The organism is Pseudomonas sp. PA-7-1E (genome assembly GCF_021605325.1).
GTDB lineage: Bacteria > Pseudomonadota > Gammaproteobacteria > Pseudomonadales > Pseudomonadaceae > Aquipseudomonas > Aquipseudomonas fluorescens_BV.
In genome coordinates this window covers 1-13,465 of sequence record NZ_WKFA01000037.1, presented here as the reverse complement: position 1 = coordinate 13,465, position 13,465 = coordinate 1, and the positions used below count along the sequence as shown (strand labels likewise).

Here is a 13,465-nt window from a genome sequence, read left to right as displayed (position 1 = left end):
TACCGGATCCTGTCATGTTACGAATCACCGAACTCAAGCTGCCCATCGACCATCCCGAAGAAGACCTGCGCACTGCCATCGTGCAGCGCCTGGGCATCGCCAGTGATGACCTGCTCGATTTCACCCTGTTCAAGCGCAGCTACGATGCGCGTAAAAAGACCTCTGAGCTGTGCTTCATCTACACCGTCGACCTGAACGTGAAGGGTGAAGCCGCGCTGCTGCTCAAGTTTGCCGACGACCGCAACGTCAACCCGGCACCGGATGTCAGCTACAAGGTGGTGGGCCAGGCGCCGGAAGGCCTGGCTGAGCGGCCAATCGTGGTGGGCTTCGGTCCCTGCGGGATCTTCGCCGGGCTGCTGCTGGCACAGATGGGCTTCAAGCCGATCATCCTCGAGCGCGGCAAGGAAGTGCGCCAACGCACCAAGGACACCTGGGGCCTGTGGCGCAAAAGCGTGCTCAACCCCGAGTCCAACGTGCAATTCGGTGAAGGCGGCGCAGGCACCTTCTCCGACGGCAAGCTGTACAGCCAGATCAAGGACCCGAAATTCCACGGTCGCAAAGTGCTGCACGAGTTCGTCAAGGCCGGCGCGCCGGAAGAAATTCTCTACGTCAGCAAGCCCCACATCGGCACCTTCCGCCTGACCGGCGTGGTGGAAAACATGCGCGAGCAGATCATCGCCCTGGGCGGTGAAGTACGCTTCGAGCAGCGGGTCACCGACGTGTTGATCGAAGACGGCCAGTTGAACGGCGTGGTCATCGACGGCGGCGAGCAGATCCTCTCCAAGCACGTGATTCTTGCCCTGGGCCACAGCGCCCGGGACACCTTCCGCATGCTCCACGACCGTGGCGTGTACATGGAAGCCAAGCCGTTCTCGGTGGGTTTCCGTATCGAACACCCACAGTCGCTGATCGACGCCGCACGCCTGGGCAAATACGCTGGCCACCCCAAGCTGGGCGCAGCGGACTACAAACTGGTGCACCACGCCAAGAATGGCCGTTCGGTCTACAGCTTCTGCATGTGCCCCGGCGGCACCGTCGTGGCTGCGACCTCGGAGCCCCATCGCGTCGTGACCAACGGCATGAGCCAATACTCGCGTAACGAACGCAATGCCAACTCTGGCATCGTGGTAGGCATTACCCCCGAGGTGGATTACCCGGGTGGCCCGCTGGCCGGTATCGAGTTGCAGGAGCGCCTGGAGTCCCACGCCTACATCCTCGGCGGCAGCAACTACGAGGCCCCGGCGCAACTGGTGGGCGACTTCATCGCCGGCAAACCCTCCACCGCGCTGGGCAGTGTGGAGCCGTCCTACAAACCCGGTGTGTCGCTGGGTGACCTGGCCCTGGCCCTGCCGGACTTCGCCATCGAAGCCATCCGCGAAGCCTTGCCGGCGTTTGAGAAACAGATCAAAGGTTACTCGCTGCACGATGCGGTGCTGACCGGCATCGAGACCCGCACCTCATCGCCCTTGCGCATTACCCGCAACGAGTCAATGCAGAGCCTGAACGTCAAAGGCTTGTTCCCGGCCGGAGAAGGCGCGGGGTATGCCGGTGGGATTCTGTCGGCGGGTGTCGACGGGATTCGGATCGCCGAGGCGTTGGCGCGGGATATGCTCGGCATCCACGGTTGAAGCTTCGAGTTGTAAGCTTCAAGCCACAAGCTAAAAACAGGTATGCATCCTGCTTTTCTTGTAGCTTGGAGCTTACAACTTGGCGCTGCTTGTCAGATATTAGCGCGCAGGATGTTAGCGGGTAGCGCCTCACCGCGCTCGACACTCGCCGCAACCGCCGCGATCAACCCTTCCAGCTCATAGCCCTGCCCCGACAGCCACGCTTGATCGTAATAGGTCGTGGCATAGCGCTCACCACCATCGCACAAGATCGCAACGATCGACCCCGACTCCCCCGCCGCTTTCATCTGTTGCGCCGCCATCAGCGCACCGATCAGGTTGGTCCCGCTGGACCCGCCAACCCGTCGCCCCAAACGCTGCGCCAGGTAATGCATGGCCGCCAGGGACAATGCATCCGGCACCTTGACCATTGCGTCAATCACCGCCGGCAGAAACGATGCCTCCACCCGTGGGCGACCAATCCCTTCAATCCGTGAGCCACAGTCCAGGCGCAGGCTGGCGTCACCACTCTGGTAGAAGTCGAAGAACACCGAGCGTTCGGCATCGGCACACAACACCCGGGTGCAATGCTGGCGATAACGCACATATCGGCCCAGGGTCGCGGTGGTGCCGCCGGTGCCAGGGCTGGAAATCAACCAACTCGGCTCCGGGTGCTGTTCAAAGCGCATCTGCTGGAAGATCGATTCGGCGATGTTGTTGTTCGCCCGCCAGTCGGTGGCACGTTCGGCGTAAGTGAACTGGTCCATGAAGTGACCACCGCTTTCCTGGGCCAGGCGTTCGGATTCGGCGTAGATCTGCGTCGGGTCCTGGACCAGATGGCTCTTGCCACCATAGAAGGCAATCTGGGCGATCTTTTCTTGGGACGTGGTAGCGGGCATGACGGCAATGAACGGCAAGCCGAGCAAGCGCGCGAAGTAGGCTTCCGAGATCGCGGTGGAGCCGCTGGACGCTTCAATAACGGGGGCGCCAGGCTTGAGCCAACCATTGCACAGCGCATACAGGAACAACGAGCGCGCCAGCCGGTGTTTCAGGCTGCCGGTGGGGTGGCTGGACTCATCCTTGAAGTACAACTCGATGCCTGGCAAACCCGGTAATGGCAGCGGGATCAGGTGGGTATCGGCGCTCCGCTGGAAGTCCGCTTCAATGATACGAATGGCTTCGCGGGCCCAGGTACGGTGGTCGCTCATGGTGGCTTCTCTAAAGGTTTTCAGCGGTGATCTTAGGATGTTTCCCACACTTCACACAGATACAGTGACGACGCAATTGGACACACAATTGCTAGTCTTTAACCCACCGATGTTCCGGCCAACTCCTTATAACAAATAAGAATATAACTTTTGTTTTAACAACTAACGGTACGGGTTAGGGTACCCACCTATTGAACCTGGATTGGAGAGCATCCCTTGCCTCTGCGTAGCACTTTCACCCGTTTCTTCCAGCTGGAAGCCGCCAGTGGTCTGTTGTTGATCGCCGCTGCCGCTTTGGCGCTGATTATCAACAACTCACCGTTGTCGCACCTGTACAACGCCTTTCTCGACACGCCGGTGGTGGCTCAGGTTGGCGCGTTGAAAATCGCCAAGCCGGCGCTGCTTTGGATCAACGATGGCCTGATGGCCCTGTTTTTCCTGCTGATCGGCCTGGAGGTCAAGCGTGAGCTGCTGGATGGTCACCTGTCCAAGCCTTCGCAAGTGGTGCTGCCTGGCGCAGCGGCCATCGGCGGCATGGTTGTGCCGGCGCTGATCTACTGGGCGCTTAACAAGGACAACCCGGCCGCCCTGGCCGGCTGGGCGATCCCCATGGCCACCGACATTGCCTTTGCGCTGGGCGTTCTGGCCCTGCTGGGCAAGCGCGTACCAGTGTCGCTGAAGCTGTTCCTGATGACCCTGGCGATCATTGATGACCTTGGCGCCATCATCGTCATTGCCTTGTTCTATTCCGCTGACTTGTCCACGGCATCCCTGGCGGGCGCGGGGGCGTGCTTGATTGCGCTGATTGCGATGAACCGCCTGGGCGTGATCAAGCTGGGGCCGTATATGATCATCGGCCTGATCCTGTGGGTGTGCGTGCTCAAGAGCGGTGTGCATGCGACCTTGGCGGGTGTAACCCTGGCGTTCTGCATTCCACTGCGCACCAAGAATGCCGAAACCTCACCGCTGCTGAGCCTGGAACACGCCCTGCACCCCTGGGTGGCCTACGCCATCCTGCCGCTGTTCGCGTTCGCCAATGCCGGCGTGTCACTCACCGGTGTCAGCCTGGAGAGCTTCACCCACTCCGTGCCCATGGGCATCGCCGCGGGCCTGTTGATCGGCAAGACAGTCGGTGTGTTCGGCCTCACCTGGCTGGCGATCAAGACCGGCATCGCCTCACTGCCCAGCGGCGCCAATTGGGGCCAGGTACTGGGCGTGGCGATCCTGTGCGGGATCGGCTTCACCATGAGCCTGTTTGTCGGCTCCCTGGCGTTTGTGCCAGGCGCCAGTGAGTTTGCCGGTGAAGATCGCATGGGGATTCTGACCGGGTCGATCCTGGCGGCCTTTATCGGGTATGCGGTGACGGCGATGGCAAGTCGCAAGAAAGCCGTCGTTGCATGATTGAAGTCAGTCAGTTGTAGGAGCGAGCTTGCTCGCTCCTACAAACAAAACCCCCAACCGGTCACCCGGTTGGGGGTTTTTCTTCGCCTGAAGCTTAAGGCTTAGCGAGTAACGCGGCTGGTACCGTCGACGGTCATGATGCGTACGCGGTCGCCAATGCGGAAGATTTCATTTTCCTGCACGGCTTGTACGTAAGCACGCATGCTGCCGTCGTCTTCGCGCACGGTGATTTCCACGCCCTGGGTACGGGTCAGGCCTTCTTCAGTGGCCGAGCCCAGCAGGCCGCCCGCAACTGCGCCGATCACAGCAGTAACGATGCTGCCTCGGCCGCCACCGATGGCGCTGCCGCCAACGCCGCCGATGACTGCGCCCGCGGCGCCGCCGATTGGGGTTTTGGTGCCTTCGATTTTCACCGGACGCAGGGATTCGATGGTGCCCATGCGAACGGTCTGTACACGACGCGCCTCATCACGAGAGTACGAGTCGCCGGTCAGACTCGAGGCGCAGCCACCCAACAGCAACGACAGGGTGGTAAAGCAGGCAACTAGTAAAACGGACTTACGCATAGCATCAACTCCAAAGGACAGGTATTCATTAAACGCTGTGGCTTGGCGCGTGTCACGGCGCACCAGGCAGAAACTTGCTTTCATTCAGCCTGAGTACAGACTGCCAGCACCAGAGAACTCGACGAACGGTAACCAAGCCAGGGTACGGAACGATGCCATAACCGGCTCGATCAGTGTAGCCGCACAGCCGAAACCGTCCGAAGTCTCTTGAACAGAGACTTCGACGCAACGGTGTTGATCCAGGTGGGATGACGAAAGGTGACGCTCAGGGCGCCAGGCGCTCGCGGCACCATTGGCCGTCTTGCAGGCGGTAGTTGAGGCGATCATGCAGGCGGCTGGCGCGGCCTTGCCAGAACTCGATGCGCTCAGGCAGTAAACGGTACCCTCCCCAATGCTCGGGGCAATCGGGCTGGGTATCGCTGAAACGCTCTTCAGCGGCCTTGAGCAGCGCCTGCAGCTCATCGCGATCACGAATGACTTTGCTCTGCGGAGAGGCCCAGGCGCCCAGGCGGCTGCCCAACGGGCGCACCTGATAATAAGCATCCGACTCTGCAGGCGTGACCTTGGCCACGCGCCCTTCAATGCGTACCTGGCGCTCCAGGGTTGGCCAGAAGAAGGTCATGGCCGCAAACGGCCGCGCCGCGAGTTGTTCACCCTTGGCGCTCTGATAGTTGGTGAAGAAGGTAAAGCCCTGTGCATCCAGGCCCTTGAGCAGCAGGATGCGGCAGTGCGGGCGACCGTCCTGATCCACTGTCGCCAGCGTCATGGCATTGGCCTCCACTGGCGGCTGTTCGGTTTTCACTGCATCAGCAAACCATTGGTGGAACAACGCAAACGGCTCGTCCGGGGCCTGGGCCTCGCTCAAACCGTCCCGTGTGTAGTCACGGCGCATATCGGCCAGTGCCTGGGTCATGCGGCTTTATCCTTGTGGTTCAACAGCTCAGTTCTTCGCCTGATCGTTCGAAGCGGGTGCCGCCTTGGCTTTTGCCGTGGCAGGTTTCTTCGCAGCCGGCTTGGCCGCAGCCTTTTTAGCCGCTGGCTTGGCCGCCGCTTTCTTGGCCGTGGCCTTTTTGGCAGGCGCTTTGGCCGCAGGTGCTGGCGCAGGCACATTCTGCACCGCGACCATTTCGGCTACGGGCGGGGTCTTGCCGGAGTTGTACTTGCTCAGCAGTGCCAACATCGTTGTACGCTGAGTGAACATGATTTCCATGCGACGGTTCAGCGCACGCCCCTGATTGCTGTCGTTGGCGGCACGCGGCATAAGGTCGCCCATGCCACGCAGCATCAAGCGATCCTGTTTCAGACCACTCAGGCTGAAAATCGAGGCAATGGACTGCGCACGTTCCTTGCTCAACGCCTGGCTGGCCGGGGCGCTGCCCGTGGCATCAACGTGGCCCAGCACCAGTACGGCGGTCTTCGGGTCAGCTTCAACGGCCTTGGCCACCCGCGTGAACGGGCCCAGGGTCACCGGCAGCAACATAGCCGGACGCTTCGGGTTGTAGGAGCCGTCTACCGGGGCAATCACCACCAGGGTGTTGTCACGGCGCTCCAGTTGCAGGTTGCTGTCCTTGATGGCGGCACGCAGGCGTGGTTCGTATTCGTCCAGCCAGGCTTGGGTGATCTTCGGGTCAGGCATTTGTACATTGGTCACATCGACCTTGGCCAATGGCTTCGGCTTGCTTTCGAACGGCCACCACCAGCGCGGCTCGCTGTCGGTCTTGGCGACGACAGGTGCGGCGTCCGAGGCCGGGGTTGCCGCCTTGAGGTCGGCTTTCAGGTCAGCCTTGGCGTCGGCGGCTTTGTCTTCGGCACTCTTGGTGGAAAACGGCCACCAGCTGTAACCGGTGTCGGCTTTGGCAGCCGGGGCAGCGGCAGCAGCGGTGACAGGCTCAACAGGCTTGGCACCGGCGGCCGGCTTGGCGTCGGGTTTGGCATCCGACTTGGCGTCGGTCTGGGCCACTGGATCCTTGGTCGCCGTTTTGTCAGATCCAAATGACCACCAATGCCCACCTTCGGCATCATTTTGTGGAGTTTGTGCACAACCCGTAATAGTGAGGCACAGCGCCAGTGCCAAAGACTTGTTCGATAACATGAGATATCCACAAAATGAGAAAAAACCAGAGGGTCGCAGGACCCGTTAAACAGACGCTAAAAGAACATTCAAGTTACAACATGTCGTTCAGCATCTTTTTTATACTTGCCTTTGTAACAAAAAATTGTGAAACAGCAAGGGGTTTATAGACAACCGGCCAATATTCCGACCAACTTCTGGGCCCGCGGGTCCATAAGTACGTAGGGACCCAAGGTATTAGTCACAAAACCGAAGGCTACATCATGTTCAGGGTCGGCAAACCCGACTGAACCTCCTGCCCCGGGATGCCCGAATGCACGTGGCCCGAGGCCGAACGTGGCATTGGGCAACTGCGGTTGATCCAACATGCAGCCCAGGCCGAAGCGGGTTTGGGTCAATAAGGTTTTATCCAGCCCGATACTGTGCTCGCGGGTCAATTGTTCGAGCATGTCGCTTTCCAGCAAACTACCGTCCAACAAACCACTATAAAACCCGGCCAGGCTGCGTGCATTACCGTGGCCATTCGCCGCAGGCTGCTGCATGCGTCGCCATTCGGGCTTATTAGTGCTGGTCAGAATAGACGGTGGATTGGCAAATGCACGGGTAGTCATCGCCGCCGGCTCGCGCATCATTACTTGAAGTAACCGTTGCGCGGCTTCATCCCCCATAGTGCCTTTGCTGCGCGCTATATGAGCGACGCGATAAAACTCCTCATCCGGCAGGCCTACATGGAAGTCCAACCCCAATGGCCGTGCCACCCGCGCCACGATCGACTCCCCCGGCCCGCGCCCGTCGGCGCGGCGCAACAGTTCGCCAACCAGCCAGCCGTAGGTGATCGCCTCATAGCCGTGGCCCTGGCCCGGTGTCCACCACGGGGCTTCTGCCGCCAGGGTATCGACCATCAATTGCCAGTCGTACAACGCTTCGGTGGGCAGCATTTCGCGGATGGCCGGCAGCCCGGCCTGGTGGCAGAGCAACTGGCGCAGCGTGATCGCGTCCTTGCCAGCAGCGGCAAACTCCGGCCAGTACTCGGCTACCGGCGCATCGAGCTTGAGCTTGCCTTCGGCCACCAGTTGCAGGGCAGTCACTGCCGCGAAGGTCTTGGTGCAGGAGAACAGGTTGACGATGGTATCGCTATGCCAGGCCTCGGCACCGTCCTTGTCGGCAGTACCGGCCCACAGGTCGACGACGGTTTGCCCGCCGATCCGGATGCACAGCCCGGCACCACGCTCCTGAGGATCATCGAACAGGGCGGCGAAGGCTTCGCGCACCGCTTCGAACTGCAGCTCGTAATGACCCTGAATCTGCACCTAAGTCCCCTCGGAAAACACCATGAAAAGTGGTCGCCATTCTTTCAGCCATTGTAGGTTTTGTGAACCCGTCAACGATGAATCAATGACCGTTTCCAGCGTGCCCACCAGCATGCTCAGCGCCCTGCCCCGCGCCTTTGCCGTCGCGCCCCGGCTTGCCGGCTTCACTTTCACGCATCGCTTGGGTGGCCTTGGCTTTTTGCGCCTCACGGCCCAACTGGTCGAGCGCGGCCAGGTTGCTCTTGCGCACCGTCTCGACAAAGCCCTGGAAGGGTACATCGGTGATGCCGACCAGGCCGAAATGGCCGTTTTCACCATCCAGCAGACGCCCGGTTACCGGCTGGTCCAGGTACTGGAACCAGTGCACCCCGACAATCAACGGCTCGGCCACCGCCTGCTTGAGGAACGCGGAGTACGCCGCGCCGCGGTCCTCTTCGCGGGCCAGTTGCGTCACGCCGCCCCAGAACGGGCCGCGGTCGGCGGAGCCAAAGTTGAATTCGGTGATCAGTACCGGTTTGTCCAGCGCACGCAGGGCGGCGAAGTCGTAACCGTCCTGGGGTTTCAAGGTGTACATGTTGAAGCTCAGCACGTCGCAATACTGCGCGCACGAAGCGACGGCCTCGGGCGTGCTCACCGCAAAACGGCCGCCCAGCAACAGCTGGTTGGGCGCGTGCCACTTCAGCGAGTCGGAAATGGTCTTGAAGTAAGCATCGGCGAAGGTCTTCTGAAAATACTTGAAGTCGGCTTCGATTTCCGGGTGTTCAGGGCTGGGCATCGGCGGCTCGAAGCCTGGGTCTTCCATCAGTTCCCAACCAGCCAGTTGAATACCCCAGGCTTTGGAAAGGCCCTCTTCATTGCGATATTTATCGCGCAGTTGCTTGAGGAAGGCGCGCTTGGCCGGCACGTCGGTGGTCATGCGCAGGGTGCCGTACGCCAGGGCGTAGCGAGATTTTGCATCCTCGCCAGGACCGGCCCAGGCCAGTTCGTTGTCGGCAAAGAAACCGATCAGCCAAGGATCGTCACGGTGATCGCGTGCGGCAATAGCCACTGCGCGCTCGGTGGCCATGGCAAAGCGCGGGTCGAACGGATCGGGCATGCCGCCCCACCAGTCGGTGCCGGTGCTGATGCTGGCATAGTCACCGACAATCGACAGCGGCAAGGTGTACGGCACGCGGTCGGCAGTAGCCAGGTCCGGATCGCTCCAGTTGCCGACGGTGTTGAAGCCCCAGGCTTGCAGGCGATCGAGGGTATGGGTCACCCAGCGTGGCTGGTCCAACGCGTCACCGCCGTAAGTGCGCTGCAAGTTGGCCCCATAGAAATCGTACCAACGCCCCGAGCCAAAACCGCGGCCTTCACCGGCGCCGTTGCCGGTGCGGCTGTCTTCGCTGCCGTAGTACTTGTCAAAGGGTTCGCCGGCCTTGGGCAGCGCGGCGAACATCCACTCGCGCCCCGCCACGTAGGTCTGGCTGTTGTCCGGCGCCACGGTGTTCACCCCCAGCGAGTAGAACGGATGCCCCTGCGGCGTCACCAGGTACCAGCGGCCGTCGCGCTTCTGGGTGCGGAAAAAACCGCTGGCATCGAAGGCCGGGCCCTTCTTCCAGCCACCGTATTGATCCAGGGAGGACTTGTCCCGCTCGGCCAGCCAGGTCTTGAGCTGCTGTTGTTCCTTGGCGGCCGATGCCTTGAGTTGCTCGTCGCTGCTGACCTTCTCCGGCCAGCGTGCGCGGTTGGATTGGCCATAGGCATCCACCAGTTCAGTGTAGGCAGCCTTCAATACCGGCTCGCTGTCCTGCACGCCAAAGCGCTCCAGCAGGATACTTTGAGCGGCATTGGGCTTGAGCATCGACAGGGTCACCGAGACGACCTGGCTGCGGTCGATTTCTCCGGCGCTGGCGGCCAGCAACACCCGCTGGCCATCCACGGTCATCGGCATCGGCGGGCCGGCCTTCATGCCCTGGCTCAGGGGAGCGTTGGCTTGCAGCGGGACGAGCAGCGTCTGGGCCGGGCCGGCAGGCAGGTCGATGCGGCTGACGAGCGTCTTGCCGTCGGCGCTCTGCACCTTGACGTAAAGGGTCAGCGCCCAGTTCATCGCGCTCTGGATACGCAGGCTCATGGCGCTCGATTGCGACCAGTCCCACGTCCCCGTCTGCGGGCTGAGCACCAGGCTCGGCTCGGCCGCTGGGTTGAAGGTGATGCGGCGCAGCACCTCGCCTTCGGGCGTTTGTTCGGCATTGTATTGCGGCAGGCTGGCGTCCTGGGTCGCCACCTTGACCACATCGGCCGGCCGGACGAAGTTGAACAGCGTTTGTTGCCCCTCGGGCGCCGCCATCAACGGCGCAGCGAACAGCAGGGCAAAAAGAGCGGGCAGCGTGCGAATCATACGAACAAGGTTCTCCCAAACGGCCGATGACTGGCCTGATGATAGTGATGAGATAGACCACAGAGTGGGCGAATCCGCCCACGGTGGCTTAAGAAATTTCGCGCCTGAACGGCGGCAATGCATTGAGGATCGCCTTGCCATAGCGCTGGGTAACCAGGCGACGGTCGAGCAAGGTGATGGTGCCGCGGTCTTCTTCGGTACGCAGCAGACGCCCGCAGGCCTGCACCAGCTTCAGTGAAGCATCCGGCACCGAGATTTCCATGAACGGGTTGCCGCCCCGGGCTTCGATCCATTCGGCCAGTGCGGCCTCGACCGGGTCATCCGGCACCGAGAACGGGATTTTGGCGATCACCACGTGTTCGCAGTAGGCACCGGGCAAGTCCACGCCTTCGGCAAAGCTGGCCAGGCCGAACAACACACTGGAATCCCCACCGTCGACCCGCGCCTTGTGCTTGTTCAGGGTTTCCTGCTTGGACAGGTTGCCCTGGATAAACACCTGCTTGCGCCAGTCGCGGTCGAGGCCGTCGAACACGTCCTGCATCTGTTTGCGCGACGAGAACAGCACCAGAGTGCCGCGGGAGCCTTCCACCAACGACGGCAGATCACGAATGATCGCCGCCGTGTGCGCCGCAGCGTCCCGTGGGTCGGCCTTGAGGTCTGGCACCCGCAGCACGCCGGCGTCAGCGTGATGAAACGGGCTGGGCACCACGGCGGTAACGGCCTTTTTCGGCAGGCCGGCGCGCATGCGGAAGCGGTCAAAGGTGCCCAGGGCCGTCAGCGTGGCCGAGGTTACCAGGCAGCCGTAGGCGACGTTCCACAGGTTGCGGCGCAGCATTTCAGCGGCGAGGATCGGACTGGCGTTGACCTCGATATCGAACAGCGCACCGCTTTCCGACAACGTCAGCCAGCGGGCCATGGGCGGGTTGTCTTCCGGGTCTTCGACGGTAAAGGCGGTCCACAGCTCCCAATTGCCTTGGGAACGAGACAGCAAACTGCCGAACAAGGGATACCACTCTTCGGCCTGGTTGCTGGCGATGCCGATATTGACCTCGCCATCCATGCCTTCCTTGAGCAAGTCCGTCAGGCGGGTGAACAGGTCGGTCAGGCGTGAAAAGCCTTTCTTCAGCTCGATGCCCATTTCGCGCATGTGCTCGGGAATCATCCCGCCGACAAAACGGTGGCGCGGGCGCTCTCGGCCCTCGACGTCTTCACCGGGCTTGAAGTCCGCAACCTGTTCGCAGGCGCTGAACATGAACTGCTGCTGGGTCTTGATCTCGCGCGCCAGCTCCGGCACTTGCTCGATCAACTTGCCCAGGTCGCCGGGCAACGGGTGCTGGGCCAGTAACTTGGTGAGGTTCTTGGCAGTGGTTTCCAGCCAGTCGGCCGTGGAGCGCAAGCGGGTGTAATGGGCGAAATGGCCAATGGCCTTGTCTGGCAGGTGGTGGCCTTCGTCGAACACATAGAGGGTGTCGCGTGGGTCGGGCAGTACCGCACCGCCACCCAGGGCAAGGTCAGCCAATACCATATCGTGGTTGGTGACGATGACATCTACCTTGCCCATGCCTTCGCGCGCCTTGTAGAAGGCGCACTGGCCGAAGTTAGGGCAATGGCGGTTGGTGCATTGGCTGTGGTCGGTGGTCAGGCGCGCCCAGTCTGAATCTTCCAGGGCGGTGGGCCAACTGTCGCGGTCGCCGTCCCATTTGTTGCCGGCCAGCTTCTCGATCATGCTGGTAAACAGCTTCTGGCTGGCCTCATCCACCTCGATCTTGAAACCTTCTTCTTCGAACAAGGAGGCGGTGGCGGTTTGGGCGTGGCCTTCCTGCAGCAATACGTCGAGCTTGGACAGGCACATATAGCGGCCACGGCCCTTGGCCAGGGCGAAGGTAAAGCTCAAGCCGCTGTTGCGCATCAGGTCGGGCAAGTCTTTGTAGACAATCTGCTCTTGCAGCGCGACGGTAGCGGTGGCGATCACCAGGCGCTTGCCAGCAGCCTTGGCCGTAGGGATCGCAGCCAGGCTGTAGGCCACGGTCTTGCCGGTACCGGTACCGGCCTCGACGGCCACTACCGCAGGCTCGCCCTCGCGGCGGCCTTCGTCGTCGGTGTCGATATCCCCGAGGACTTTTGCCACTTCGGCGATCATCAGGCGTTGGCCGTAGCGCGGTTTCAAGCTCTTGGCTTCGAGAAAACGCGAATAGGCGCCCTGGATCGTGGTTTTGAGTTCAGTGCTGATCATGGATAGTCGGGCGCAAAAAACGCTGGATAAATTTTCAGTGGTTCGGATCGGCCGCTATCATACCCCGCTAATTAATCCCGCGCAGAACGGAGTACCACAATGACCGCGTTTAGCCTCGCCTATACCCTGCATGTACTGGCCGCCTTGATCTGGGTAGGCGGCATGTTTTTCGCCTGGATGATCCTGCGCCCCGCCGCCGTGGCGGCACTTGAGGGCCCTGCCCGGCTCAAGCTGTGGGCAAATGTGTTTCAACGTTTTTTTGTTTGGGTATGGGTGGCTGTGGTGCTTTTGCCGATCAGCGGCATTGGTTTGCTGCAACTGCGCTTCAGTGGTTTTGAGACCGCGCCGCGTTATGTACAGGTGATGATGGGGTTGTATCTGGTGATGACGGCGTTGTTTATCCGCATCCAGGCCTTGAAGTTCCCGGAGCTGAAGGCAGCGGTGGCGGCTGAGGATTGGCCGGCGGGCGCGGCAGCGCTGGGGCAGATTCGCAGGTTGGTGGGGATTAATTTGATCGTGGGGTTGGTGGTGGTGGCGGTGGCTTCGGCTCGGCCGATGTTCTGAGCTGTTGGCTTGCCCTAACGCGTGTAGGAGCGAGCTTGCTCGCGAAAAACTCACAGACGCCGCGTTTATTCAGGAAGCACGCGTTATCGTTGACGTTTTTCGCGAGCAAGCTGGCTCCTACAGCC

10 protein-coding genes are annotated in these 13,465 nt (G+C 61.3%); 3 read left to right on the top strand and 7 right to left on the bottom strand.

Annotated elements, in window-relative coordinates; translation table 11 throughout:
* Positions 1 to 14: 14 nt before the first annotated feature.
* Positions 15 to 1,628 (top strand): NAD(P)/FAD-dependent oxidoreductase, encoded by a 1,614-nt coding sequence (locus GIW79_RS20435; protein WP_034125946.1) that lies wholly within the window; start codon positions 15 to 17, stop codon positions 1,626 to 1,628.
* A gap of 92 nt (positions 1,629 to 1,720) precedes the next feature.
* Here the strand turns inward: GIW79_RS20435 and GIW79_RS20430 are convergent, their stop codons facing one another.
* Entirely contained in the window at positions 1,721 to 2,815 is a 1,095-nt protein-coding gene (locus GIW79_RS20430) for a PLP-dependent cysteine synthase family protein (protein WP_054917906.1), read from the bottom strand.
* A 216-nt stretch (positions 2,816 to 3,031) separates the two neighbouring features.
* Here GIW79_RS20430 and nhaA point away from each other — a divergent pair, with 216 nt between their 5' ends.
* Positions 3,032 to 4,216, top strand: coding sequence for a Na+/H+ antiporter NhaA (gene nhaA / locus GIW79_RS20425; RefSeq protein WP_032893143.1), 1,185 nt, complete (start codon positions 3,032 to 3,034; stop codon positions 4,214 to 4,216).
* A gap of 101 nt (positions 4,217 to 4,317) precedes the next feature.
* On the opposite strand, the gene GIW79_RS20420 is transcribed toward nhaA, so the two are convergent.
* From GIW79_RS20420 to dinG, 6 genes are all read right to left on the bottom strand, one after another.
* Complete coding sequence (locus GIW79_RS20420) at positions 4,318 to 4,782, bottom strand: glycine zipper 2TM domain-containing protein (protein WP_003189251.1); 465 nt, start codon at positions 4,780 to 4,782, stop codon at positions 4,318 to 4,320.
* A gap of 265 nt (positions 4,783 to 5,047) precedes the next feature.
* A complete protein-coding gene (pdxH, locus tag GIW79_RS20415) occupies positions 5,048 to 5,695 on the bottom strand; it encodes a pyridoxamine 5'-phosphate oxidase (protein ID WP_236455372.1) in 648 nt (215 codons plus the stop codon).
* Positions 5,696 to 5,722: 27 nt separating this feature from the next.
* Positions 5,723 to 6,874, bottom strand: coding sequence for an OmpA family protein (locus GIW79_RS20410; protein ID WP_080757662.1), 1,152 nt, complete (start codon positions 6,872 to 6,874; stop codon positions 5,723 to 5,725).
* Positions 6,875 to 7,017: 143 nt separating this feature from the next.
* The gene (locus tag GIW79_RS20405) at positions 7,018 to 8,163 is read right to left on the bottom strand and encodes a serine hydrolase domain-containing protein (RefSeq protein WP_236455373.1); all 1,146 of its coding nucleotides are present in this window, start codon (positions 8,161 to 8,163) and stop codon (positions 7,018 to 7,020) included.
* Positions 8,164 to 8,245: 82 nt separating this feature from the next.
* Positions 8,246 to 10,543, bottom strand: coding sequence for a beta-galactosidase (locus tag GIW79_RS20400; protein ID WP_236455375.1), 2,298 nt, complete (start codon positions 10,541 to 10,543; stop codon positions 8,246 to 8,248).
* Between the two features lie 88 nt (positions 10,544 to 10,631).
* Entirely contained in the window at positions 10,632 to 12,776 is a 2,145-nt protein-coding gene (gene dinG, locus GIW79_RS20395; protein WP_014717263.1) for an ATP-dependent DNA helicase DinG, read from the bottom strand.
* 99 nt (positions 12,777 to 12,875) lie between these two features.
* Here dinG and GIW79_RS20390 point away from each other — a divergent pair, with 99 nt between their 5' ends.
* Positions 12,876 to 13,340, top strand: coding sequence for a CopD family protein (locus tag GIW79_RS20390; protein WP_034125939.1), 465 nt, complete (start codon positions 12,876 to 12,878; stop codon positions 13,338 to 13,340).
* Positions 13,341 to 13,465: the final 125 nt, after the last annotated feature.